The 25,213-nt window shown below is 67.4% G+C and carries 19 protein-coding genes; 4 read left to right on the top strand and 15 right to left on the bottom strand.

What is annotated here, in order from left to right:
• Nucleotides 1–14: 14 nt before the first annotated feature.
• The 5 genes from mtnK to mtnA form a co-directional block, all read right to left on the bottom strand.
• Nucleotides 15–1,247: an S-methyl-5-thioribose kinase gene (gene mtnK, locus DA085_RS05575; RefSeq protein ID WP_109471962.1), complete on the bottom strand. Its 1,233-nt coding sequence runs from the start codon at nucleotides 1,245–1,247 to the stop codon at nucleotides 15–17.
• Nucleotides 1,248–1,277: 30 nt separating this feature from the next.
• On the bottom strand, nucleotides 1,278–2,306 hold the full coding sequence (locus tag DA085_RS05570) for an ABC transporter permease (RefSeq protein ID WP_109471961.1): 1,029 nt from the start codon (nucleotides 2,304–2,306) through the stop codon (nucleotides 1,278–1,280).
• 3 nt (nucleotides 2,307–2,309) lie between these two features.
• Nucleotides 2,310–3,839: a sugar ABC transporter ATP-binding protein gene (locus tag DA085_RS05565; protein ID WP_202619116.1), complete on the bottom strand. Its 1,530-nt coding sequence runs from the start codon at nucleotides 3,837–3,839 to the stop codon at nucleotides 2,310–2,312.
• Nucleotides 3,840–3,920: 81 nt separating this feature from the next.
• Nucleotides 3,921–5,057 (bottom strand): substrate-binding domain-containing protein, encoded by a 1,137-nt coding sequence (locus tag DA085_RS05560; RefSeq protein WP_109471960.1) that lies wholly within the window; start codon nucleotides 5,055–5,057, stop codon nucleotides 3,921–3,923.
• A gap of 37 nt (nucleotides 5,058–5,094) precedes the next feature.
• Complete coding sequence (gene mtnA, locus DA085_RS05555; protein ID WP_109471959.1) at nucleotides 5,095–6,132, bottom strand: S-methyl-5-thioribose-1-phosphate isomerase; 1,038 nt, start codon at nucleotides 6,130–6,132, stop codon at nucleotides 5,095–5,097.
• Nucleotides 6,133–6,293: 161 nt separating this feature from the next.
• Between mtnA and DA085_RS05550 the strand changes: the two genes are divergently transcribed.
• The gene (locus tag DA085_RS05550; RefSeq protein ID WP_109471958.1) at nucleotides 6,294–7,010 is read left to right on the top strand and encodes a GntR family transcriptional regulator; all 717 of its coding nucleotides are present in this window, start codon (nucleotides 6,294–6,296) and stop codon (nucleotides 7,008–7,010) included.
• A 333-nt stretch (nucleotides 7,011–7,343) separates the two neighbouring features.
• Nucleotides 7,344–8,894 (top strand): Shedu anti-phage system protein SduA domain-containing protein, encoded by a 1,551-nt coding sequence (locus DA085_RS05545; RefSeq protein ID WP_109471957.1) that lies wholly within the window; start codon nucleotides 7,344–7,346, stop codon nucleotides 8,892–8,894.
• Nucleotides 8,895–9,455: 561 nt separating this feature from the next.
• On the opposite strand, the gene DA085_RS05540 is transcribed toward DA085_RS05545, so the two are convergent.
• The 6 genes from DA085_RS05540 to DA085_RS05510 form a co-directional block, all read right to left on the bottom strand.
• Nucleotides 9,456–11,186, bottom strand: a complete 1,731-nt coding sequence (locus DA085_RS05540; protein ID WP_109471956.1) for an ATP-dependent nuclease — start codon at nucleotides 11,184–11,186, stop codon at nucleotides 9,456–9,458.
• A gap of 784 nt (nucleotides 11,187–11,970) precedes the next feature.
• Complete coding sequence (locus DA085_RS05535) at nucleotides 11,971–12,522, bottom strand: hypothetical protein (protein ID WP_109471955.1); 552 nt, start codon at nucleotides 12,520–12,522, stop codon at nucleotides 11,971–11,973.
• Between the two features lie 297 nt (nucleotides 12,523–12,819).
• Nucleotides 12,820–13,977, bottom strand: a complete 1,158-nt coding sequence (locus tag DA085_RS21280; protein WP_202619115.1) for a DUF5067 domain-containing protein — start codon at nucleotides 13,975–13,977, stop codon at nucleotides 12,820–12,822.
• 598 nt (nucleotides 13,978–14,575) lie between these two features.
• On the bottom strand, nucleotides 14,576–15,679 hold the full coding sequence (locus DA085_RS05520) for a RuBisCO large subunit C-terminal-like domain-containing protein (RefSeq protein WP_109471954.1): 1,104 nt from the start codon (nucleotides 15,677–15,679) through the stop codon (nucleotides 14,576–14,578).
• A gap of 2 nt (nucleotides 15,680–15,681) precedes the next feature.
• Nucleotides 15,682–16,710: a transketolase family protein gene (locus tag DA085_RS05515; RefSeq protein ID WP_109471953.1), complete on the bottom strand. Its 1,029-nt coding sequence runs from the start codon at nucleotides 16,708–16,710 to the stop codon at nucleotides 15,682–15,684.
• Nucleotides 16,710–17,618 carry a transketolase gene (locus tag DA085_RS05510; RefSeq protein ID WP_109471952.1) on the bottom strand — a complete coding sequence of 303 codons (909 nt, stop codon included), beginning with the start codon at nucleotides 17,616–17,618 and terminating at the stop codon, nucleotides 16,710–16,712. Before DA085_RS05510 ends, DA085_RS05515 begins: the two co-directional genes overlap by 1 nt.
• Before the next feature lie 179 nt (nucleotides 17,619–17,797).
• Between DA085_RS05510 and DA085_RS05505 the strand changes: the two genes are divergently transcribed.
• Nucleotides 17,798–19,747 (top strand): bifunctional aldolase/short-chain dehydrogenase, encoded by a 1,950-nt coding sequence (locus DA085_RS05505; RefSeq protein ID WP_109471951.1) that lies wholly within the window; start codon nucleotides 17,798–17,800, stop codon nucleotides 19,745–19,747.
• A gap of 9 nt (nucleotides 19,748–19,756) precedes the next feature.
• Here the strand turns inward: DA085_RS05505 and DA085_RS05500 are convergent, their stop codons facing one another.
• On the bottom strand, nucleotides 19,757–20,653 hold the full coding sequence (locus DA085_RS05500; protein ID WP_109471950.1) for an LLM class flavin-dependent oxidoreductase: 897 nt from the start codon (nucleotides 20,651–20,653) through the stop codon (nucleotides 19,757–19,759).
• A 267-nt stretch (nucleotides 20,654–20,920) separates the two neighbouring features.
• Here DA085_RS05500 and DA085_RS21810 point away from each other — a divergent pair, with 267 nt between their 5' ends.
• Nucleotides 20,921–21,055 carry a hypothetical protein gene (locus DA085_RS21810; protein ID WP_272914475.1) on the top strand — a complete coding sequence of 45 codons (135 nt, stop codon included), beginning with the start codon at nucleotides 20,921–20,923 and terminating at the stop codon, nucleotides 21,053–21,055.
• Between the two features lie 166 nt (nucleotides 21,056–21,221).
• On the opposite strand, the gene DA085_RS05495 is transcribed toward DA085_RS21810, so the two are convergent.
• The 3 genes from DA085_RS05495 to DA085_RS05485 all read right to left on the bottom strand — a co-directional run bounded on the left by DA085_RS05495 (nucleotide 21,222) and on the right by DA085_RS05485 (nucleotide 25,208).
• Nucleotides 21,222–22,253, bottom strand: coding sequence for a GNAT family N-acetyltransferase (locus DA085_RS05495; RefSeq protein ID WP_109471949.1), 1,032 nt, complete (start codon nucleotides 22,251–22,253; stop codon nucleotides 21,222–21,224).
• A 132-nt stretch (nucleotides 22,254–22,385) separates the two neighbouring features.
• The gene (locus tag DA085_RS05490; protein WP_109471948.1) at nucleotides 22,386–23,747 is read right to left on the bottom strand and encodes a hypothetical protein; all 1,362 of its coding nucleotides are present in this window, start codon (nucleotides 23,745–23,747) and stop codon (nucleotides 22,386–22,388) included.
• A 114-nt stretch (nucleotides 23,748–23,861) separates the two neighbouring features.
• Nucleotides 23,862–25,208 carry an aspartate aminotransferase family protein gene (locus DA085_RS05485; RefSeq protein WP_109471947.1) on the bottom strand — a complete coding sequence of 449 codons (1,347 nt, stop codon included), beginning with the start codon at nucleotides 25,206–25,208 and terminating at the stop codon, nucleotides 23,862–23,864.
• Nucleotides 25,209–25,213 lie beyond the last annotated feature (5 nt).

Genomic DNA, 25,213 nt, shown 5'->3' with positions numbered 1-25,213 from the left:
AGGGGCTTGGGAAATCAGCTGGCCGTCTTGGTGCTCACAAGGATGTCTCCCGCCATCGTCAAGAATGCCTTCGGGGAACTGTCGCTTAGATACTCACCCACGCCCTGACGGGCAGTGCGTAGTACGCCACGCGCCGCGCCCTCGCGCAAACCTTCAGGCAGGGTTTCGATGTCTGTCGTTTTCGCAGCGCCCACGATCCGGCGCGACATCTTCGCCGCAGCAAACAGCCACGCCTCCTGCTGCCAGGTGGCCAGCAACTCCTCGAGGAACGGCTCGCGCCACACCCGAGGGTCCAGCCGGTCGGGCCACCGGCGGCGGAACTCAGCCTCGAAGGCATCCCAAGTCTGCGTGATGAGCCCGAGCGCCCACTGCGCCCGCTCGTCCTCACCGAGCGCATAGGCACGGGCAGCCGCGATGGTGTAGTTCGCCCACAGCGCGCCCAGGTCAAACGCGACGGGTCCATAGAACGCGAACTCCGAGTCAAAGACCCGGACGCTGTCGCACTCGGTCGTGCCCTCGGGGGAGCGCACCATGACCGACCCGGTGTGCAGGTCGCCGTGGATCAGCGCCTCGGCCTTCGTCATGAACAGCCATTTGGCCCGGCCCATGGCGGTGACGAACTCCTCGTCGCCGGCCAGCTCGGCGGCGTCCGGCTCGTTCGCCGGGAGCACGCTGTTGCGGCCTGCGTCGACGACGGGCTCGGTGAAGACCAGGTCCTCGGTGATCTGGCACAGCTGCGGGTTGACCGAGTCGGCGAGCCGGCGGGCGAGCTCCTCCCGCTCCAGCCCGAGCGCCGAGGTTCCCATGGCCACCCCCGCCACATACCGACCCACCGCGGCCGCCGCACCGTCATGCATCCGTCCCTCATTGAGCGCGGTCCGCCACACGGTGTGGTCGCTGAGGTCCTCCAGGGCGATCACGTGCCGGTCGTTGTCGAAGTGCAGCACCTCGCTGACCAGCCCGGGCGCGAGCGGCCCGTGGATCTGCAGGGAGGTCGCCTCGAACCGTGCCCGCTCCGGCGTCATCGGCCAGCCCTCACCGACCATCCGGACATAGGGGAGGGCCTGCTTCAGGCACACGCCCCGGCCGCCTGAGTCCTTGGCGACGAAGACCAGGTTGAGGTTGCCGTCGCCGATCTCGTCCACGGAGACCAGGTCGTCGGCGTCGACCCGCTGTGCCAGCGCGGGCACGCCACGGACGTAGTCCGCGATCGTGTCGACGGTGAGGAACTCGTAGTCGTGAGCCATTGCGTGTGCACTCGCCCTTCTGAGCTGGACCTAGGTGGCCGATGTGTAGCGGATCTTCTTGCGGGACAACGTGTAGGAGAAGATCAGCGCGAGGATCAGGACGGCGCCTTTGGCGGTGTCCTGGTGGTAGTACTGGAAGCCCTTCATGGTCAGCCCGGTCAGCACGATCGCGATGAGCACCGCACCGAGCAAGGTGCCCCAGGCGTTCGGCTTGCCCTGCCCCAGCACCGAGCGACCGACGAGCGCCACAGCCACGGCCTCGAGCAGGCTCGAGGCGCCGGCGTTGACGTCACCCTGACCGATCCGCGACACGAGGATCAGGCCGCCGACCGAGGCCAGCACTCCCGAGATGACGTAGGCCAGCCCCCGGTAGTAACCCACCCGCACCCCGGTCAGCCGCGCGGCCTCCGGGTTGGCGCCGATCGCATACATCACCCGTCCCCAGGTGGTGCGGCTGAGGAAGAACCAGGAGGCGATGACCAGCACGAGCATGATGAGCACCGGCAGGGGGATCGGGCCGACGAAGCCGCGGTCGATCTGCAGGAACCCTTGGGTGAACCGGCCCGGCGCCTCCGAGCCGTCCCGCAGCACCATGCCGCTGGTGACCGACTGGCCGGAGACCGGGATGAGCTTGGCGCCCTGGATGACGAACATCATGCCGAGGGTTGCCAGCAGGTCCGGGATCTTGCAGACCACGATGAGGAAGGCGTTGATCAGCCCGACCAGCACGCCGGCGAGCAGCACGACCCCCACCGCGGTGGCCCCGGTCATGTTGTAGAAGACCATCGTCATCGCGGCCATCTGCACGGCCAGCCCGGCGACCGACCCGATCGACAGGTCCAGCCCGCCGACCACCATCGTGAACATGACCCCCAGGCCGAGGATGGCCGTCACCGAGACGAACTTCAGCATCGAGAACAGCGAGGAGGACGTCGCGAACGCCGGCTCGGTGGCCGCGAAGTAGAGGAACAGCACGATCGTCACGGCGATGAAGCCGTACTTGACGATCACGTCCCTGGCCCTGTCCAGCGCCGAGGTGTCTTCGGTGGTTCCGGCCATGGGTTAAGCAACCTCCGACATGCTTGCGATGATGGTGGAGTTGTCGATCTCGGACGCATAGGCGTCCAGATAGGTCTGGCCCTCGGCGAGGACGACCACGCGGTCGGCGACCTCCCGCAGCTCCTCGACGTCGCTGACCAGGACGACCACGCAGGCCCCCGCCTCCGCCTGCTCGCGCGCCTTGTGCGCCAGGTCCCGCCGGGCGCCCAGGTCGACGCCGCGGAAAGGCTCGTCGAGCAGCATGATCCGGGGAGACTGGCGCAGCCACCGCGCGACGACGACCTTCTGCTGGTTGCCGCCGGACAGCGCGTCCATCTCCTGGTCCGGCCCGGTGGCCACGACCCCGTAGTCGTTGATGATGTCGGCCGCCATCCGCCGCTCGGCCCGCCGGTTGACCACCGACCCGCGGCTGATCTTGGCCAGGAAGGGCAGGCTGCCGGTGGTCGCCACGGTCCAGCCCAGGAGCATCGCCTGCGCCGCCCGGTCCTCCGGCGCCAGGTAGATGCCGCGCCGCACAGCATCCCGGGTGCTGCGCGGCGCGAACTCGGCCCCGTCCAGTCGCATCGACCCGGCCCGCAGCCGCTCCGCCCCGAAGACGGCCTGGGCGAGCTCGGTCTTGCCGGCACCGATCAGACCGATGACGCCGGTCACCTCGCCATAGCGCAGGTCCAGGTCGATGGGGGCGGACCGAGGGAGCAGCTGTATGCCGCGCAGCTCCAGAGCGACCCGCTCACCTCGGTGCTCGGTCAGCTCACTGACCTCCACCTGGATGGTCTTGCCCAGCATCGCCTCGACGGCGGCCGGCATGTCGAACGGCGCGCTCTGCTCCTGCTGGAGCCGGCCGTCGCGCAGCACGACCAGGTCGTCGGCCAGGGTGCGGACCTCGCTGAGGCGGTGCGTGACATACATGATCGCCACGCCCTCGTCCCGGAGCCGGCGGACCAGCGTGAACAGCCGGTCGGTCTCGGTTGCGGACAGGGTCGAGGTGGGCTCGTCGAGGATGAGCACCTTGGGCCGGTGGTTCAGCGCGCGGGCCAGCAGCAGGAGCTGCCCGTCGGCGATGCCGATCTCGAAGGCGTCCTTGAGCAGGAAGTTGTCCGACCACTCCAGGTCGAGGGTCTGGGCGATCTCGCGGGCCCGGGGCAGGAGGCTCTTCAGGGTGCGCACCCGCGGCCCGGAGCCGCGGACCATCTCCTCGAACACCAGGTTCTCGGCGACCGTCAGGTCCGGGATGATGCTGTCGTCGATGCGCTGGTGGACGGTCTGGATGCCGTGCTGCGCCGCGGTCATCGGCGTGGAGATGTCCACCGCCTGCCCGGAGACGAGGATGCGGCCGTCCTGCCGCTCGTAGATGCCGCTGAGGATCTTGATCAGGGTGGACTTGCCGGCGCCGTTGGCTCCCAGCAGCGCGGTGACCCGCCCGGCCCGCAGGTCCATCGTGACGCCCTTGAGGACACGGTTGGGCCCGAAGTCCTTGGTGATGCCCTCCAGGCGCAGGGCCCCGGCCGGGTCGGTGGTTGCGTCGTCCTGCACGTCGTCCTCCCTGTCGTATGTCGTGTGGTTGCGGGCACGTGTGGGCGGCAGCCGGGCCGGCTGCCGCCCACACGTCTCAGGTCAGAACGTCACGGACGGGATCCAGTCGGCCGAGGAGACGTCGGCGATGTTGAGGGCCGGCTCGGCGGCGCGCAGGTCCTCCATGTTGTTCACGTCGTTCTCCCGCAGGAAGTCCGCGGTGATGAGGATCGGCGGGAACTCCACCTTGGTCTCCTGGAGCTCACCGGCCATGTGCAGGGCCAGCGTCCGCACGACCGCGGCGCCAATGGCGTTGGGGTCGGTCGCGCCGGTCGCCACCCACGGGCTGCCCTCGGCCTTCATCAGCTCGATGTCGGCGGTGGAGATGTCGGCGCCGTAGACCTTGACCTTGCCCTCCAGGTCCGGGTTCTGCTCCAGGGCCGACAGGGTGCCCTTGGTCAGCTCGTCGTAGGGCGCGTAGATCGCCGCCACGTCGGGGTTGGCCTTCAGGGCGTTGCTCACCATCGGCGCGGTGTCGGTGGCGCTGGAGTTGGTGTAGGTGCCGGTCTTGAACAGCTCGGTCCAGTTGTTCTCGGCCTTGTAGTCCTGCCACACCGCGTCGCGACGGTCCAGCGGGGCGATGCCGGCGACGTTGACGTAGCCGACGTTCTGGTCGCTGCCGATGTCCTCGACCATCTGGTCCAGGACGAGGGAGGCCATCTCGACGTCCGACTGCTGGGTCTGGATCGCCTCGGGGGCGCACTCCTGGATCTCCACGTCGTAGATGATGACGGGGATGCCCTGCTCGATGGCCTTGTTGACGCCCGGGCACAGCGTGTCGGGGAAGCCGTGGCGCACGATGATGCCGTCGGGGGAGGCGGCGATCGCCTGGTCGAGCTGGGAGGCCTGGGTGGCGTTGTCGCCCTGGGCGTCGAAGACGGCGAGTTCGCCGCCCAGCGCCTCGACCTGCTGGCGGGTGCCGTTGAGGTACTGCTGGAAGTAGTCGCCCTGCCCGCTGTTCTGCACGATCGCGATGTTGACCGCCTCGTCGAACGGCGCGGGCGCCTCGGCGCTGGCCGAGGTGGTCTCGCCCTCGTCGGCGCTGCCCTCACCGGCGTCGGCGGTGGTGCCGGCGTCCCCGCTCGGGTCGTCGTCGGCCGTCCCGCCCTGGCTGCACGCGGACATCGCGAAGACGGATGCGCCAAGCAGCCCTGCCAGAAGAACCTTGCTGTTCCTCATGATTGTCCTTTCGTTGCGCAGCCGTGCTGCGGTCTGCTCAGCCCGCGATCCTCGCGAGCAGGTTGTGATGGGGGGTCTGCACCGGCTCGACGACGCCGCGCTCGGTGACGATGGCGCTGATCAGGTCGTGCGGCGTGACGTCGAAGGCCGGGTTGAAGCCCTTGACGCCCTCGGGAGCGGTGCGGCGGCCGCCGAAGTTGACGACCTCCTCGGGGTCGCGCTGCTCGATCTCGATGTCGTCGCCGGTGGTGGTCGCCAGGTCGACGGTGGAGGAGGGGGCAGCCACGACGAACGGGATCCCGGCGCGGGCGCACGCCAGCGCGAGGGAGACCGAGCCGACCTTGTTGGCAGTGTCTCCGTTAGCGACGATCCGGTCGGCGCCGATGATCGCGACGTCCACTAGTCCGCGCAGGATCGTGCTGGGGGCAGCGCCGTCGACCTGCACGACGTGCTCGATGCCGTCCTGGGTGAGCTCCCAGCTGGTCAGCCGGGACCCCTGCAGCAGGGGGCGGGTCTCGTCGGCATAGACCAGGCCAAGCCGGCCCCGGTCGTGCAGCTCGTGGATGATCCCGTATGCCGTGCCCCAGGCACTCGTGGCCAGCGCGCCGGTGTTGCAGTGGGTCACCACCCGCACCCGCTCCAGCCCGGTTCGCTCCAGGACCCAGTCGGCGCCGAGGCGGGACAGCTCTCGGTTGGCGGTCTCGTCGTCGGTGACGACGCCTCGGGCGAGGGTCAGCACCTGCTCGGCGCCCTGGGCCATCGCGCCACGGACCTGGTCGACGCCCCAGGCGAGGTTGACCGCGGTGGGACGGGCGAGGCGGATCCGGTCGACCTCGGTCTGCAGGCGAGTCTCGTCCCAACCCTCGCGGTCGGCCTGGTGCATCGCGACGACGACACCGAGGGCGCCGGCCGCGCCGAGCGCGGGCGCTCCCCGCACGGCCAGGCTCTGGATGGCAGCGACCAGGCCGTCCACGGTGGTGATGTCCAGGTGGGTCTCCTGGGCGGGCAGCGCGGTCTGGTCGAGCAACCGGATCCTCGGCTGAGGGGACTCGACCCACTCGACTGCCAGCACCATGTGTGTTCCTCCGGGACGACGTTGTCCGACAACTTGTCGGCAAACGTAAGCGCCGGGCAAGGTGTTGTCAATAGTTTGAGGCGACATCGTGACCCGGTGCGTCGTACAGTGTCCTCGGCAACCACCCGGGTCCACCGGGACGTCGACTCCTGGGAGGATCCATGGCCCGCAGCGGCACGCTCGTGTCCCGCGTCGCGGAGGATCTCCGCAGCGCGCTGGCTGCGGGGCAGTACCCCGCGGGGTCCAAGCTCCCGCCCGAGGCGGAGCTGGGCACCCAGTTCGGGGTCTCCCGACCCACGGTCCGCGCAGCCCTGCGGGAGCTCGAAGCGCTGGGACTTGTCAGAACGGCGCACGGTGTGGGGACCTTTGTTGTCGAACAACCGGCGGTGCGCACCGGCCTGGAACGGCTCGACTCGATCACCGAGTCCATCCGCGCGACCGGACACGTGCCGGACATGGTCTACGCCAGCCGGATCCTGCGGGCAGTGATGCCCGAGGAGGCGGCGCGCATGGAGGTGCCCGGCGACACCCAGGTCCTGGAGATCCGCCGCACGATCCTGGCCGATGGCGAGGTGCTGGCCTACTCCTACGACCTGATGCCGGCCCACCTATTGCCCAAGGGCTTCGACCCTGAGGAACTCACCGGCTCACTGTTTGACTTCATGAAGACGCGACTAGGGCGGGTGCCGGTCACCGCCTTCGCCGAGGTGCACGCCGTGGAGTCCAACCACGTCGGCTGGGGGAGCGAGGCCGCGACCCATAAGTTGTTCCTGCTGCTCAACCAACTGCACCACGACGCCACGGGTGAGCTTGTTCTCTACTCCCGCACCTACTTCATCGAGGGCCGCTACTCCTTCACCCTCGTCCGCACCGTCTAGACCGGTCCCGCGAGTAACAGTGTGGGCACCAGTGGCGAGGGCCATCGCGGCTCCGCCTCGAAAGTCGTCGATCGAATTGCGTGTGCAACGAGCCAGCCGAGGGGCGAACCTGTGTATCGGGTGTTGGGCCTGCGTCAGCCTGCCCTGCACGCGGCGGAGTCACCCTGCCCATTAGACATCGGACGGACGCACCGTGAGACATCCCCGGACCGGTGAACAACTCGCGGCAGTGGCAGAGAACGCGCACTCACCATACTGCTCGGTCAGCACCGGTCCGTAGTACGGTCGGTGGATGGACCGCCTTGGGGTTGAACCGCTCCTGTCACCACTCCTATGGATCGCGTTGATCGTCCTCCTCTCGATGTGCAGGATGCCCATGGACGTCGCGTCGCTTCCGGGGCAGCCACGTTGAGCAACGGGTCATTTGACGACGACGGCGCCGAGCTTCACGAGGACGAGCCCTCCGACGGTATGGGCCGATTCAGTGCCGATGCCACGGAACTCAAGGACCGATTCGGGTCGGTCACGCAGCACGACGATGGCGACGAACTCGTTCTGACTCGGATACAACGGGACGGCGGCGACAGTCGCTTCGAGATGTTGCGCTTCGACCGGGTCGAGAAGCTCCTGAGGATCTTCCCGCGTGCAACCCATCTCGGACAACTCGACGACCAGTTTAGCCAGGTCAAAGAGCTACAGGTTGAAGCGCCGAACTGGAACGCCGGAGATCACTCCGCTGAGCACGATCGTTTCGGACTCCTCTACGTTCGCGGCCTGCCGAAGGGATTTGGTTCGATTTATGAGTACGGATTGGGCATAAGACGAGAATACGTCGGCCTGATCCGGGAGATCGAGAAACATACGGGATGCACGGTAGTGTGTTTCGTGGCCTCGGGCGTTGAAGGTAAGGATTCGGACGGCAAGACGTTCCGGATTTCGCTCCAACGCTTCGAGGACTACCGCGCCGCAGTGGAACGCAGTCGAGGGCGAGGACGCACGGCCGTACGTCGTGTCGTCGAGGCCGACTGTCACAACGCCACTGCAGAGTTGTTTGGTCTCGACCGAGTGGAACCTAAGTACGGCCGAAATCCGGTCATCAGCGCCCTAACCGAAGAGGTCGCAACCGGCCACGTCATGGGGCCTGCAGACCGGGAAAATCTCATGAGCGAGGTGTCGCGCGCTGCTCCTACGCTCGCCCAGGAGGCACCCGAACGGCTCGGGAAACTGCGAGCAGACATCGAGTTGGTGTCGCTGAAGGCGCTAATTGAACGATTCGCCGCAAGCCTGGCGGGAAAACATGACAGCAACGAGGCCTATTGGCAGGAGTTCTTTGACACCAACCGCTTCGCGCTGCAGCAGGTCTTCTCGACGCCGATCGTTGTTCGCCGGCAGCATGCCCACGTGCAGGCCGCGGGCGTTGACGGGCGCGGTGCCCGTATCACTGATTTCCTATGCGCGAATACGGTTACTCGAACGGCTGTGGTCGTTGAGATCAAGACCCCAGCGGCCAGACTCGTGAGCAACACCGCCTATCGGGGTGGCAAGGGGAATGAGTCGGTCTACGCGCCGCACGGACAACTCAGCGGTGCCGTGAGCCAGGTACAGTCCCAGTTGGCGGCAGTTCCTCGCGACCTTGCTCAGCGGCTGCACCGAGACCCCAAACTCGACATTGACCCCTGGCACGACCTTCGCGGCGCAGTCATCGTCGGACGAGTATCCACCCTTGAGGGCGCACATCGCGATTCGTTCCTGCGGTATCGAGCTGGCCTCTCCGCTGTAGCCGTTCTCGGCTACGACGAGGTACTTGGGCACTTGATCGCACTCCAGGGAATGCTCCAGTCTGCGCCGACGGACGACGCGTCCTCGGCCACGATCTCCCGATGACAAGCGGTAGCCGCCGGTGACGTTTGTCCCAGTCAACTGTATCGATCGACCAAGCGGCGACGGAAAGCCATGTACACGAAGCGCAACATGCTCCGATGACATTGCGTGCCCTCGACAGAAATCTGGCGACGCTCTGAACAACTGGCGTCCAGACGCTTTCGCTCGCCATCCGTCCGCTATTGGGACGATCTGTGGCCGCATGCGGTTGCCTCGCAGGGAGGGCGGCAGGGGCGATCCCCCCGATACCTCGGGCACCGGCTGAGTCCCGGTCACCGCTTCGTCGACCTCGAGGCTGCCAATGCAGTGGTTCCCGGGGGATAGATCACACCGTTGCGGGGCGGTGTTGGACATATTTGAGAAGGGATCAGTGTCTTTGCGAGCAAATCTCGCGTCGCTGAGACCCAGCTGGGTGGTGGCATACTCTTAGCCGAATCATTGCTCGTAGGGAGCTAGCAGGCTAGCATCGCAGAAATCAACGCTGGGTACGAGGTCTTCAATCAGCATGACCAGCATTTAGGTGGCATTCTCCAGGGTGGGACGCTAAGAGTTACGAAGTTGCGGTCAAGTGCAGGACCTCAGTAGCGCTTGCAGGTCAAGGGCGAGCGTGCCGCGTGCGCCTTGAGGAATAGCCTTTCCGAAAGTGTTTGCGTTTGGAAGGCCTTGCTTAGTCGAGGCGTCGCGAATGCGGCTCATAAGCGTCTTGCCCAGCACGCCGAACTGTTCGCCATGCAGTGTGGCCTCGGCCAATACCTGCGCGTCGCTGTAATGCGGAATAGTTCCATCACTATTGAAGGACTTCAAAGCCTCGCTTCGTTTTCTCCGCATCTTTTGGATCGCGTCTTCACCCGCATTCGCGCGCGCTGTCGCTTCACAGACTAACTCAACGGCGTCTGCGTGCTGGATTTCAAAATGGTGTGCGACAACGCTTGGTGTAGCCCAGTATGACTCGATATCAGAATGCTTGGTGAGCCACACATGGTGTCCGTGGCTCTTATAGGATTGAGCAAATGTCTCAGCTTCGAGCGGCATGAGGAAGTCGCGATCTCGATGAATGACGATCGTCACGTTCGTGCCAACCATGGCCTGGAAGCCGGCCAGCGTCTCGGCGGTGGGCAACTTACCTGTACCGTGAAAGGGCCAGATTGCAGTGGACCGTTCGAGGTCTGGCCACTGTCCGATGAGGGCACGCAACATCTCGGTTCGCGCGTCCTCAGTGAGAAGTATGATCTTGCGATCGAGCAATCCCCAGCCCATCAACTGACGAGCCGCGGAGTCACCGCTCGGTTCCACTTTCCCGTCCTTCATCCAGATTACTCTGGAACTTTGGGGCAAGGCTCGAACGATCGATGGACTGTGGGTAGTCAAGATGACTTGAGAATCAAACTGTTCGGCCGCCTCATGCAGTACTTCGACTAGACGCTCTTGGGCTATCGGATAGAGATGTGCATCAGGCTCGTCAACTAATAGCAGGGCTGGCCGAAAGTAGACCAGATAGCAGAATATTTGCAGGACTTGGAGATAGCCAATTCCTGCCAACTCGAGCGGACGGTACAACTTGTCCCCAGAAGTTCCCATCTCCCCGACGCGAAACGTTGCAACTACGCGGGCGTGCCGTTCGTCCTCAAACTCGACCTTGAGTGCAAAATCCCCCATTACACGCGCAACGAGTTCGGAGACAAAGTCAAGGCCACTGCGCCCATTGACGTCCTGCTTCCTAAGAAGGTCCAACATGTTGCGCAATACGGTGTTCGCATCGCCTGCAGCGGCCGACCTATGTACGATCAATTGGGAACGTTTTTCCTCTACTAATGGGATGCCAGCGAGCCCTGGGATGTAGGCGCTGATCTCCCTCCTTCTGTCTCGCATGAATCCAACGAACTGGTTGTTCGCGGGAACGTGCACGGAAATGCCCTCGTTGCGCGCGGCCTTTAGCCACAATTCAGCCTCGATTTCGGTATCGTCGTCGTCGATTGCGACGATGCGAAGGTCAAGTTGAGGGTTGCTCTTGAAATTTCCGTAATCTGCGCCGTGTCCAGCGCTCTGATATTCGGCCGAGGGCATGAAGATGGCGTCTTTCTCCGATAGCGTAGAGGCCTTCCCTGGGACTCCTGGTTTTACCACTTGGTTCCGCCCGGACTGCAGCATCCAATGCAGCGCTTGCAAGACGCTGCTCTTTCCGGATCCATTGGAGCCGACTAACACATTGAATGTCGGATGTAGATCCATGGTTGCGCGAGCAATGGCTTTGAAATTTGAAATCTCGATCGAATGAATTTTCATGCGGCCTTCCATAGATTGATCCAACGGTGCTCGAGGTCGTGTTGTATCGCGCTGCCGTAAGGCATGCCCCCAGCGTCCGCAACCGTCGGTGGCTTTGTACTCGCTTGCCAGTAGTACGTGCTGTAGCTACCAAGCCAATTTTATGTCTCGGATTCCGTGCTGATGTGATCTTCGAAAGGCCTGAGACTGGGGATCGTGAGCGCAATGACGCCGTCAGATTATGTATCAAGTCGTCGTCCAGGAAGGATGTGGCGTCGATCTGAATTGTGGCCTGGGAACGTAACCAGTGTGTCGTCTCGACCGGTCGACCGGCTAAGCCGGCGTACGTACGCATGCACCGAAGAGTATCGGGCGCCCGGATGGAAAGCTCGACGGCCCGCGGAGCCTCCGGCCGTTGGGGCCGGTAGGAACCTGTGCTGAGACGTCAGATGGCGAGGTGAAGCCCCGTCTACTGATCGTGGCTGGAAGCACGGCTAGGCACCCGTGGCGCGGGAGGAAGGAAGTACCTCCTACATGCGTCGGTTGAGCCCGGTTTCCATTCCTTTGCGCCAGCCGTAGCCGTCAGGGTAGGTGGGGTAACACCAAGTCTCTGATCAATCCATCCGGTGTGTTCCCGGTCAGAGGACTTCCCGCAATGCGGTCACGGTGGCGCGCAGGTCACCCCGGTGCAGCGCCCCACCAATCAATAGGACGACCTCCTGACCGAACAGGTCCAGGATCTCGGGGGACTCGCTCCAGGGTCATGCCGCCACCGGGGCGTGGGCAGCGCGGAACGCAAGCCAGGGGGTTCAGCAGCTCACTCATCACGGATCTGGGCGCACTGCTCGACGGAGAAGCCGAACCGGCCGCCGTAGTTTGGAAAGGCCACCATGTCCGCTCCGGCGAGCCGGTTGACTAGGCCCAGCAGGATGCCGTGGTCGAGACCCTGGCTGGGGTTGACGACGTGGGAGCCGAGCATGGAGGGGTGGCTCATGATCGGCAGGGCCAGTTCATCGTCGTCTATCAGGGCTCGCATGGTGTCGAAGCCGCTGATGCCGGGCAGCACCAGCAGCCTTTCGACGCACAGCTCGTTGGCCTGGTGGGCCCGCTGGAGCACCTCGTGGGCGGGGACGTTGAGGGAGGGCAGATACCGCGCGGTGGTCCCGGCCCTGGCGCTGGCTTCCCGGACGGCCTCGGCCAGCACGCCAGCCGTGGCGGCGAGCTCGTCAGAGGTGGAGCCCATCGGCTTGAGGGCGGTGGCCAGCAGCGGCCGCGACTCCACACCCAGCAGCGACCGAACACCGGACCCGCCGAACCGCGGCCCGCGCAGCCCCAGGTGCTCGGCGGCTGGCAGTTGCACGCCGACCACACGGACACCTTCGAACAGGGACACGTTTGCCCACAGGACATTGAGCACCTGACCCAGCCCTACCGGCATACACCCCCGCGGCGTAGGAGATGACCACCGACTGCTCGTCGCGGTCCTCGACCCGCCCGACCACCTCCTCCTGGATCCAGCCGGGCGCCAGGTCGGCGGGGAACTCGATGGTCTGCTCGACCCGGATCGCCTCGGCAACCGCGTCCACGTCACCGGCGATTGCGTAGCGCACATAGAGCCGCAAGCGGTCCTGCCCAAACACTGCCGGCACGCAGCCAGGGGTACCTGCTATTCCAGGTTGTAGGTGGTCGTGCCGAACTCGGTCATGAAGTCTGATGCGACGAGGTCGACGGGGGTTGTTTCGTCATCGAGCTCGTAGGCCATCGCGTTTTCGACTGTTCCCCCATTCTTGATCTTCTCCATCTGGGTGTCGAGGAACCTGTCGTCGGGGAGGCTCGCCACCTCGAGTGTGTTCTCTGCGTTGGGGTTGTTGTCCTGGTACGCCTCGAAGTAGAAGATGAAGTCCATCGGGCTGACGTCCTCGTCAGTCAAGTTGGTGGTCTCGTACCAAAAAGCTATGACTGGCTTGTCTCCGTACTCATTGCCCTCCTCTCCAACCGGAATCACCTTGTGATCAGTGATGACGATTTTCAGTTCCGGGGTGGTGAGCACACCGTCCTCGAAGGTCGAGTCCCCTCCGGCATCCTCACTGGCCTCGCCTTCACCTGACGTGTCACTACCGGTCGAACCCTCGTTCGCCGTGGAAGACCCAGCGCTCTCGTCAGAAGCAACTGTGTTGGAAACTGAGCCATCCAGGTTGTAGGTGGTCGTGCCGAACTCGGTCATGAAGTCTGATGCGACGAGGTCGACGGGGGTTGTTTCGTCATCGAGCTCGTAGGCCATCGCGTTTTCGACTGTTCCCCCATTCTTGATCTTCTCCATCTGGGTGTCGAGGAACCTGTCGTCGGGGAGGCTCGCCACCTCGAGTGTGTTCTCGGCGTTGGGGTTGTTGTCCTGGTACGCCTCGAAGTAGAAGATGAAGTCCATCGGGCTGACGTCCTCGTCAGTCAAGTTGGTGGTCTCGTACCAAAAAGCTATGACTGGCTTGTCTCCGTACTCATTGCCCTCCTCTCCAACCGGAATCACCTTGTGATCAGTGATGACGATTTTCAGTTCCGGGGTGGTGAGCACACCGTCCTCGAAGGTCGAGTGTCCTCCGGCATCCTCACTGGCTTCGTTCCCTGCCTCGGAACCGTCGGTGTCGGCTTCCTCAGTTGCACTGCTCCCGTCTGACGGATCGCCAGCCTCCGACGCGGGTTCCTGGGACGAACCCTCGTCGCGCACCTCAGGCGAGCTCTCCGCTTCGGGCGACGACTCACCACACCCGCTGAGCACAAGAGCCACTGCAGTGATCGTGCTTGCAAGCGACACCAACGGCTTCTTCATAGGACACTCACTTCCCCATCTTGGACTGTCGCATAACACGGTCAGGCATGCGTAGATTACGGTAAGAACGCAGGTGGTGACGGAGGTCTGTCAAGTGTAAACCGCGCGTCTCGGCCCACTATAGTCGCGGGCGATGCTAGCAGTGGGTTGAGTATGAATGAAATTGCCAGGCGGAAAGTGGATCTGCTCCTGCCCTCGGCGCGGGCGAGCCCGCCCACGTCCGTCAAACAGGTGCTCCGGCGTCCAGTCCCGCAGAATGCAATGGGCGACCGAGTGAAACCGCGACTGACACTGCTATAGACGACCAGTCGTTCGTGGTTCCTGCGCCGTCACTGCTCGGTGGTGGCAAAGGCCTCCGCGCTTGTCAACAGCAGCGATCCGAACCCCGATTGCCACCCGTCCGACGTCGCCTTCCGCGCCGGCATCGCCCCGCGCGCCGAGTTGCTCGCCCTGTTGCGACCAGGTCAACCCGCTCGGGTGTTGGAGGCGACCAACCGGATCCAAGGTCGAACCATCGAGATCGATGGCACCGGCTGGCGATGGACCGCGCACCGCGGAGCTGAGGGTCGACGTGCATGCCGCGCGACAGGCGGCCTGGTCAGTGCATCTCGACGGCCTCACGCAGGGCCGTCGCGTTGGCGCTCAGGTCCCCCCGGTGCAGGGCGCCGCCGATGAGCAGGACGACGTCGTGGCCGAAGAGGTCGAGGATCTCGGGCACGCGTGCCAGTGTCATGCCGCCTCCGGGGGTGGGTAGTGCTGAGCGCAAGCCAGGACGTTCGACAGCGCACTCGTCGCGGATCCGGGCGCACTGCTCGACCGAGAAGCCGAATCTGCCGCCGTAGTTGGGGAAGACGACCATGTCGGCCCCGGCGAGCCGGTTGACCAGGCCCAGGAGGATGCCGTGGTCGAGGCCCTGGCCGGGATTGACGACGTGGGAGCCGAGCATCGAGGGGTGGCTCATGATCGGCAGGGCCAGGTCATCGTCGTCGGCCAGCGCCCGCATGGCGTCGAAGCCGGTGATCCCAGGCAGCACGAGCAGCCCTTCGGCGCCGAGCTCGTTGGCCTCGTGGGCGCGCTGCAACACCTCGTGGGCGGGGACGTTGAGCGAGGGCAGATACCGCGCGCTCGTCCCGGCACGGGCGTTGGCCTCGCGGACGGCCTCGGCGCACCGGGCGACCCTTTCGCGCCACGGCGACCACGGTTGGTCACCGAGGGAGTGGTCGTCCTTGATGAGGTCGATGCCGGCCTCGGCCAGCACGCCGGCCGTCGCGGCGAGCTCGGCGGAGGTGGAGCCCATCGGCTTGAGGGCCGTGGCCAGCAGCGGCCGCGACTCCACACCCAGCAGCGACCGAACACCGGGCCCGCCGAACCGTGGCCCTCTCAGCCCCAGGTGCTCGGCGGCAGGCAGCTGCACGCCGACCACACGCACACCTTCGAACAGGGACACGTTGCCCCACAGGACGTTGAGCACCTGACCCAGCCCACCGGCATACACCCCCGCGGCGTAGGAGATGACCACCGACTGCTCGTCGCGCTCCTCGACTCGCCCGACCACCTCCTCCTGGATCCACTCGGGCGCCAGGTCGGCGGGGAACTCGATGGTCTGCTCGACCCGGATCGCCTCGGCAACGGCGTCCACATCACCGGCGATGGCATAGCGCACATAGAGCCGCGAGGGGTCCTGCCCCAGCACGGTCGGCATGCTCACAGGGCCTCCGCCTTGGCGGTGCTGTGCACGTCCGCGACCCGCAGCTCGGTCAGGTCCTCGGCGGTGATGCCGAGCGGCTCGCCGGTGAGCCACTCGACGGCGCGGACCAGGGCGGCGGCGTCCAGCCCGTACTCCGCCAGCAGGTGCCCCTGCGAGGCGCCGTGGGCGTAGGTGTCGTCCAGCCCGAGCCGCACCAGCCGGGTGGGGATGCCGGCGTCGGCCATGACCTCGGCGACCGCCGACCCCAGACCACCGGTGCGCAGGTGGTTCTCCATGGTGATCACGCCGCCGCCCGCCGCGGCGAGGGCGTCCAGCACCGTGGGGTCGTCGAACGGCTTGAGCGTCGAGATGTGCAGGTGGCGGACCTGCACGCCCCGCTCGCGCACGGCAGGCAGGGCCCGCATGGCCTCCTCCGTGCAGATCCCCTCGGTGAGGACCAGGACATGATCCGGGCCGTATGCCGAGTGGTCGGGTCCCAGCTCGCGGGCGCGGCCGAGCGTGAAGGGCTCGGACTGCGGGAACAGGCGGGGCATCTCGCCGCGCAGCATCCGGACATAGACCGGGCCGGGCTGGGCGTGGATCACGTCCAGGACGCTCTCCACCTCCGTGGCATCGCCCGTGCTCAGGATCGTCAGGTTGGGCACCGCGCGCAGCACCGCCAGGTCGTCGATCGCCTGGTGGGTGACGCCACCTGGGGTGGTGACGCCGGGCAGGAAGCCGATGAGCCGCACCGGCAGCGCCGGGTAGGCCACCGACATGAGCAGCTGGTCCAGCGGCCGGCGATAGAGGAAGACCGCGAAGGTGTGCAGCCACGGCTCGAAGCCCTCGCGCGCTAGCCCGGCGGCGAAGCCCATCATGTTCTGCTCGGCCATGCCCATGGAGAAGTAGCGCTCCGGGTAGGTGTCGCGCCACGGCCCGACCTCGCATGAGTTGGTGAGGTCGGCGGTGAGCACGACCACCTCGGGCTTGTCGGCGCTCCAGTCGATGAAGTTCTGCAGGTGCGGGCGGCGGACGATCTCAGCCATCACAGGCTCCTTCCGGCCAGCTCGGCGTAGGCGTCGGCATAGGCCGCCTTCTCGTCCTCGCTGATGAATCGCAGGTAGTGCAGGACGGGGCGGCGCTGCTCCAGCAGCGGCAGGCCGCGCACCGGGTCGGTGTAGGCGAGCACGAAGTGCGGTTTGTCGCTCTCGCGGTCCATGGCCTCGGTGAGGGCCGTCAGGTCGTGGCCGTCGACCACGTCGACGCTGGCGCCGAAGGCCCGGATGCGGTCGGCGAGCGGCTCGATGCGCATGACGTCCTCCATCGGGCCGTCGCACTGGGCCTGGTTCACGTCGACGATCACCCGCACCCCGGTCACCTGGTGGTGGGCCAGAGCCTGCACGGCCTCCCAGGTCTGTCCCTCCTGGAACTCCCCGTCGCTGAGGAACACCCAGGTGCGGCCGGTGTGGCCCTTGAGCCGGCGCGCCAGCGCGATCCCGCCGGCCTGCGACAGCGCCTGGGACAGTGACCCGGTGGTGGTCTCGAAGCCGGGGGAGTGCTCGGCGCCGATCATCTCGATCGTGCTGCCGTCGGCGTTGAACTGCTCGAGCGCGTGCTCGGCCAGGCGGCCGGTCTCGATGAGCGCGGCATAGACCACGAGCGCGTAGTGCGCGGGCGAGATGATGAACCGGTCCGCCTCGGGGGAGCTGGGGCCGTGCACGACCGCGCCCGACAGCGGCTCGACGCCGGGGGCCGGCACCGCGGTGAACGGCGGCGGCTCATAGGGCTGCTCGACCTGCGCCATCCTGATCGCGCCGCCGTAGCAGGCGGCGAGGAGCTCGGCGGCCGAGCAGGCCTGGCTCATGTAGCCCCCGTTGTTCTTGAGGGTGTGCTCGAGCACCCTGCGGCGGATGCCGTGGGCGATTGCCGCCATCCGGTCGAGGTCCGGCTCCATCTGCTCCACTCCTAGCTGCGGGCGCTGCGAAGGGCGCGGCCCGCTAGGGGATGTCTGACAACTATGGCTGCACCCTACGACGCCGAACCCGTGCTCGGGAAGGGGTCAGGTGAGACTGCTGGATGCTAGGTTGTCCGACAACTGGAGGTCTGACCCGCGTTGCGAGAGAGGCACATCCCATGGAGAACCGGCTGAGTCCCCCCGCCCTGGAGCTGCTCGACGACCTCGTCGAGTCGTCCCGCGCGCTGGGCGCGGATCCCTCCCTCGTCCTGCACGGCGGCGGCAACACCTCGGTCAAGGCGACCTGGAGGGACGTCACCGGCGAGGACCTCGAGGTGCTCTTCATCAAGGGCAGCGGGCATGACCTGGCCACGATCGGCCGGGACGGCTTCGCCCCGCTGCGCCTCGAGCGACTCCGGCAGCTGCTGCCGCCGGTGAAGATGGGTGACGTGGAACTCGGCAACGAGCTGCGCGCCGCGTCGCTGGACGCCTCCGCGCCGAACCCGTCCGTCGAGACGCTGGTGCACGCGCTGGTGCCGCACGCTGCCGTGCTGCACTCGCACGCCGACGCGATCCTGGCCGTCACCAACACCGAGGGGGGCAGGGCCCGGACCGAGGCGCTCTACGGCGACAAGGTCGTCATCGTCGACTACGTCATGCCGGGCCCTGACCTGGGCGAGGCGTGCTTCGCCGCCTGGCAGGAGCAGGCCCATGAGGGGACCGAGGGCATCGTGGTGCTCAACCACGGGCTGTTCGCGGTGGGGGACACGCCCAGCGAGGCGCTCGCACGGCACGAGCAGATGATCGCAGAAGCCCGCGAGCTGCTCGGCGAGGTTCCGGAGCACACAGCGCCCGGGCCACTGGACGAGGTGGACGTCGTGGCGCTCGCGGAGCTGCGCGCCCGGATCAGCGCCGTCGCCGGCAAGCCCCTGGTGGCGCGGCGCCGCGCCGACGCCCAGGTCAGCGCCTTCCTCACCGACCCGGTGCTGTGCGAGTCGACGCAGCAGGGACCGATGACGCCCGACCACGTGCTCTACACCAAGCGCACCCCACTGAGGGGCAGGGACGTGGAGGGGTTCGCCTCGGCATACCGGGACTATTTCGCTGCCCACAAGGACCGGCGCGGTGTCGAGCTCACCATGCTGGACCCGGCGCCGCGGATCGTGCTGGACGACGAGCTGGGGATGCTCTCGTTCGGGCGCACCGCGAAGGAGGCGGGCATCGCCGAGGACATCTACTCGCACACGCTGGACACGATCGAGCTGGCGCAGGGGCAGGGCGGCTACGTCTCGCTGCCGGCCGGCGACATCTTCGACCTGGAGTACTGGGTGCTCGAGCAGCTGAAGCTGCAGCGCGCCGGGAAGCCGCGGCCGCTGGAGGGGCAGGTCGCCGTGGTGACCGGCGCCGCCTCGGGCATCGGCCGGGCCTGCGCCGAGGAGCTGATGGCCGCCGGCGCGGCGGTCGCCGGGTGGGACCTCGCGTCGGGGACCGCTGACGCCTTCGCCGACCCCGCGTGGCTGGGCCTCACGGTCGACGTGACCGACGCGGAGCAGGTCCGCGCGGCGCTCGCCAGCACCGTCGAGCGGTTCGGGGGAGTGGACATCGTCGTGGTCTCCGCGGGGATCTTCCCTCAGAGCCAGGACATCGCCGACCTGACCGCCGACCAGTGGCGCACGACGATGGCGGTCAACGTGGACGCCGTGGCGACCCTGTTCACCGCCGTGCACCCGCTGCTGCGGCTCGCGCCGTCCGGCGGTCGCGTGGCGGTCGTGGCCTCCAAGAACGTGCCGGCTCCCGGGAAGGGTGCTGCTGCCTACTCGACGTCGAAGGCCGCCCTCACCCAGCTCTGCCGGGTCGCCGCATTGGAGTGGGCCCAGGACGGGATCCGGGTCAACCTGGTGCACCCGGACGCCGTCTTCGACACCGGGCTGTGGACCCCGGAGCTGCTGGCCAGCCGGGCGGAGCACTACGGGATGTCCGTCGAGGACTACAAGCGCCGCAACCTGCTGCGCACCGAGGTGACCAGCGCCGACGTCGCCCGGGGCGTGCGCGCCCTGGTGGACGACACCTTCGCCCGCACGACCGGCGCGCAGGTCGCCATCGACGGCGGCAGCGAGCGCACGATCTGAGTGCTGACGTCACCAGGGCGGGGGCCCGCGACGGATCGCCTCGAGGTTGTCCTCAACAGACCGTTGCGGTGAGATCACGCTCGAGGCTAGCCACGTCACGCCCAGCTCGCGGTAGCGGTCGACCCGCTCGGCCGTCGTGGCGGCGCCGTCGACGCGGAGGAAGATGTCGCCGGGCTCGTCCGCCACGTCCCGGTAGTAGCTGACGAGGTCGAGGAGGTCCTGCCGCTCGGGGTCCGGGTCGACCACGGGCATCAGCCCGTCCCACCGGGCGCCCCGTCGCACCGGTCTGCGGTTCGGCCAGAACCCCGCCACGAGGATGGGAATCCGAGGGCGCTGCACGGGTGTCGGCAACAGGGCCACGTCGTCCACGTCGTAGAACTCGCCGTGGAAGGTGACGCGCTCACCGCTCCAGAAGCGCGAGATCAGTTCCAGCGCCTCGTCATAGCGGCGGCTCACCCGTCGCACGTCCCACTCCTCGCCGAACAGGTCGTACTCCGCCCGTCGCCCCAGTCCGACACCGAGGATGACACGACCGTGGGACAGTCGGTCCAGCGTGGCCAGGTCGCGCGCGACCTGCCACGGCTGACGGCGTGCGACAGGAATGATCCACGTGCCCAGCCTGATCCGGTCCGTCCTGGACGCGATGCCGGCGAGCGTGATGATCGGGTCCACCAGGGGTTCATAGGTCTCCGGCCGGTGCTGCTCCGGGTCTCCGGCCGCGCCCAGCTCGTCTGAGGCCGCCGGCGCGATGAGCGCGTCCCACGGGAAGACGCCTTCCCATCCGGACTCCTCGGCGCTGACGGCGTACTCGACGAGTGTGGTGGGGTCGTCACCCGCGGCGGAACCGGGCAGGATCAAGCCGTGCCGTGGCCTTGCGGACGAGGAGGATCCCTGTGGTGGATCCATGAGCCACTCCCTGGTCGGGGTCCTGGGGCCACCAACATATTGGGGTCGACGCGAGGCCGCTACCGCGTGCGGCTCTGAGATCGATTCGGGCCCCGGCCTCGCCGTCCCTCTCTCGACTCCGGTCCAGTCGACCACGGAACTGCGACACCCTGTAGCAGTTGGAAGAAGCAGATGCTGGGCCTCCGGCAGCGTGAGCGGTCATTGGTCTGCCGAGGCGTATGGTCAAGTCAGTGGGACCTTCCGGGTTCCCCTTTGAAAGGACTCACCATGTCCGACAAATCACCACGGCAGGCGCTCTCGAAGAAGACGGGAAAGTCCATCAAGGAGAAGCGCGCCGAGAAGCGGGCCAAGGAACTCGAGGCGACCGGGGTCGAGACCGCCCTGCACGGCAAGAAGCGCTGACGCCGGCCCACTGCTCATCGCCAGATGAACCCCGCGGATCGCGGGTTCTGCCGGGCGCTGGCAAGAGTGCTCCTGTATGACGGGTGGCTGAGTCACTGGGTGACTCAGCCACCCGTCTCTGGTTACCAGGTGCCTGGTGAGGTGAGCACGGACCGCCGCGCGGCAGTCAGAGCTCGCGACGCGCCACGGCCTCGTCGTCGTCCATCTCGCCGGTGAGCGCGAAGCCGGCCTTGAGATAGAACGGCTCCGGTCCGCCGGGCGCCTGCACCCAGCTCGCCTCCACGGCAGTGTGTCCGGCCGCGCGCAGGTCCTCGAACCAGAGGTCGAGCGCGCGCCGGCCGATGCCGCGGCCCTGGTGGCGCCGGTCGATGAGGTAGCGCCAGAGGTAGGGATCGGGCGTGCCCTCGTTGATGGCGTCGGCCCACATGACGAAGCCGGCCGGCTCCCCGTCGGCCTCGATCCCGCGCAGCACCGCGACCACGGGGTGCCCGTCCTCGGGCTCGGGGAAGAGCGCGTCGACGAAGGACTGGTCCATCGTCGCGACGAAGCGCTCCTGGGAGCGGTGCGTGCGCAGCCGGCGATAGCCCCAGACGTTCTCGTGCGTGAGCTCGACGAGGCGCACCTCAGCCGGCGGGGTCAGGGGACGGTCCCGCCAGGCGCGTCGGTCGTCGGCGGTCATCGAGTAGTGGAGGTTGTCGTCCCAGGCGCCCCGCCACCAGAAGGACTTCTCCGCGAAGTGCTCGAAGGTCATCCCCAGTCGCTCCAGGAGTCGGGCCGAGGCGAGGTTGTCGGCTGACAGCTCGCCGACGAGCCGGTGCACACCCAGCCGGTCGACGAGGTCGTCGACGACCGCGGAAGCCGCCTCCACGGCATACCCCTTGCCGTGGTGCGCGGCGGCGAGGCTGAACCCGATCTCGGCGATGCCGACGTGCTCGTCCAGGCCGACATAGATGTCGCCGATCAGCTGGCCGTCCAGCTCGATCCCGAGCTGCGTCCCCTGGCCCGGCAGGACGTCGTCGCGGTCGGCATGGGCCGCGACCAACCGCTCGGCGCGCTCGCGCGGGTAGGGCAGCTCCCAGTCCTGCAGCGCCGACACCTGCGGGTCGTTGCGGTAGGCCGTGAGGACATCGATGTCGTCCTCGCGGAGCATGCGGACGACGAGGCGATCGGTCTGCAGGGGATAGGCCGTGTCAGTCACTCTGTCATCGTCGGTCTGGGGCTTGCCTGACGCAACGGGATTGTCGCCGCCCCCGGCGCGAGATGCAGCTGGACGTGGCAGTGCGGCATGCCGAGCTCGAGCGGCACTGGTGGGAGGACCCGCGACGACGGCTCAGGTCGGCTTGCCCTTCCCGACCGGTGACGGGTCGGGGCGCACGGAGCCGGCGGTTGGCACGTAGAGGACCGAGTCGGTGCGGTCGATGAACCGGTTCCACATGAAGGCCACGTAGTTGTCGATGTTGTTGCGGGCTGTCTTGCCCGCGGACTCACTGCCTGCGTCGAAGGCCTCGGCGAGAACGCGAGGATTGCTCTCGCGCAGCATCTCGTCCTCGGAGCGGAGGGTGTTCTTCCCGGTGTGGTAACACATGTTCTCCGGCCGGTTCCATCCTCCCTCGCACAGGTCGGAACGCTCGTCCCTGGGATTGGTCATGCCGATCGCCCAGTGGCCCATCTCGTGGAGCAGGACCGCTGCCTGCGCTGCCGGCCCCAGCTCGAAGTAGTCCGGCGTGAGTTCAACGGTGTTCCGGGCCACGTGCCGTGCCGGTGGCGAGCCGAACACAGGATCGCGTTCCTTGCGTCGGATGAAGACCGGGAAACCGGTGCGAAATCCCGACGAGAACGCACTGGTCCAGGCCTCGAGCACGTCCTGGATGCGGTCCATGATGCGACGCATGTCGGAGCGATCGGACACGCGCTCACCGAACCAGTGGCCGAGGGACGCCGCCGGGTGCCCGATGGAGCCGTTCCACAGTGCCGGGATGTCCTGGGGAGTCTCGCCCCAGGAGCGAAGCTCGTTGCGCGCCGATCCTGCCATGAAGTAGGCCCAGACGTAGGCGTCGGTCACCACGCTCAACTCGGTGCCGGTCAGCTTGCCCGCGCCAACACGCTGTCGGCGGAACTGCGCGTCACGCCCGTCCAGCGCAGGGTGATAGGACCGGTGCCAGAACTCGAGGGTCTGGGGGAGGGGCTTGCCCGTGCCCGAGGGCTTCGGCCCGGCCGCTGCCTCGGCGCGCTCCCGGACGACGTCTTCGCTCCTCCTGGCGCGGGGACCGCGTTTGGTCACGGTGTCGGAGCCGCGGCCGACGGTGCTCCTGACCTGTGGCCGCGTGGCCGTGCGGGTCGGTGCCTCACGAACGACGTCTTCGCTCCTCCTGGCGCGGGGACCGCGTTTGGTCACGGTGTCGGAGCCGCGGCCGACGGTGCTCCTGACCTGTGGCCGCGCGGCCGTGCGGGTCGGTGCCGCGGAGTGCACCCTCGGCCTGGCCGTGCCGGTCCGGACCACGGCGGAGGCGCGTGCGCGGACCAGCTCCAACGCCTCCTCGACGGTGGCCGCATCCTCGGGCTCGAGCGGCTCAGCGTCGGCGCCGAGGACGGAGGGCACCGAGGCCGGGTCCGCGAGGACACGTTGGGCCTGTGCCTTGGTGATCCGCCGCGGACCGCCGGTCGTTCGTGCGGGGGAGGGCGTCGTGGCCATGGCTGCCTCCTCCCCTCGAGAGTACGGTCGCCACGGACGGGCCGATATGGGTACTTCTACCTACGACTATGGGCCGAGATCGAGGTTCGCCGCTCCGTCGAAGAGAGCGTCAGCTCACCAGCCGCTGAACGCCGCGACGTCCTCATCAGCCACCTCGCCGCATGCTGCTGCGTCGAGCGCAGCCAGCAACCGCTCGAGGCCCGTCTGCAGCTCGGCGGGCGTGATGGTCAGCGGCGGGGTGATCTCCAGGACGTTGCCGCGCACGGGATAGGCGACGACGCCGTTGCTCCAGCCGGCGAAGGCGGTCTTGGCCGCGAGGTCGTCGGCCGGCTCCTGAGTGCCGGGACGGACGAGCTCGATGCCCACGGACAGCCCGCGGCCCCTCACCTGCCCGACGTGCGCCGCGCCAGGCCGGTCACCGGCAGCGAAGCCACGGATGGTCTCCGTCGCCTGCTCGCCCAGGCGTGCCGCGGACGCCGCCAGGGTGCCGTCGTCCAGCAGCTCGAGCACGGCCAGGGCCGCGGCGCAGCTCACCGGGTTGCCGATCGTGGTCATCAGCGCGGAGGCGGCCGGCTCGTCCAACGCCGAGGCCGGGCCGACCAGCGCAGACACCGGCAGCCCGTTGCCCAGGGCCTTGCCGAGCGTCACCAGGTCGGGCACGACGCCCTCGGCGTGGTGGGCCAGGAAATGGCCCGTGCGCCCCAGACCCACCTTGACCTCGTCGATGACCAGCAGCGCGCCGTGGCGCGACGTCGCCTCACGCAGCCCAGCCAGGAAGCCGTCCGGGGGCACGAGGACCCCACCGTCGGACTGGATCGGCTCGACGAGGACCGCCGCCACCGAGCCGTCCGCCAGGGCCGCCTCGACCCGGGCCAGCGTGTCCGCCAGCAGCGTCTCCGCGGAGTCCTGCCACGGGCGGTAGACGTCGGGATAGGGCACCAGCGTCAGGTCCGGGTCCGCAGTCGTCCCGCCGGAGATGTGGAGGCCCGACACGGACTGGCTGGCGCCGAGCCCACCGTGATAGCCGCCCTCGAAGGCCACGATCCCCGCCCGGCCGGTGACGTGCCGCGCCGCCCGCAGCGCCACGTCGTTGGCGTCCGTGCCCGCGTGCCCCAGGTAGGCACGCCGCTCGCCGGCAGGCGCCGTCACCTCGACCCGCTCACAGAGCGCCCGCGCCAGCAGCACCGCATCCGGGTGCGTCCCCGAGAGCACCGACCCGCCCGGCGCGGCGCGCAGCGCCCGCTCGGCCGCGGCCACCACGTCCGGGTGCGCGTGGCCCAGCCCTGTCGCAGTCCACGAGGCACTCAGGTCGATCACCTCGCGACCCTCCGGCGTGGTCAGGACGCTGCCCGCGCCGGAGGCGACGACCTGGGGGAAGAACCGCAGCCGCTCCACGCCCGCCACGGAGGTGAGGTCCGCGGCATACCACTGCTCGTCGGTCCAGTCCGGCCTGTTCTCCATCGATC

This window comes from Ornithinimicrobium cavernae, assembly GCF_003121625.1.
Lineage (GTDB): Bacteria > Actinomycetota > Actinomycetes > Actinomycetales > Dermatophilaceae > Ornithinicoccus > Ornithinicoccus cavernae.
The sequence above is the reverse complement of the archived record's forward strand: the minus strand, read 5'-3'. Positions and strand labels throughout refer to the sequence as shown.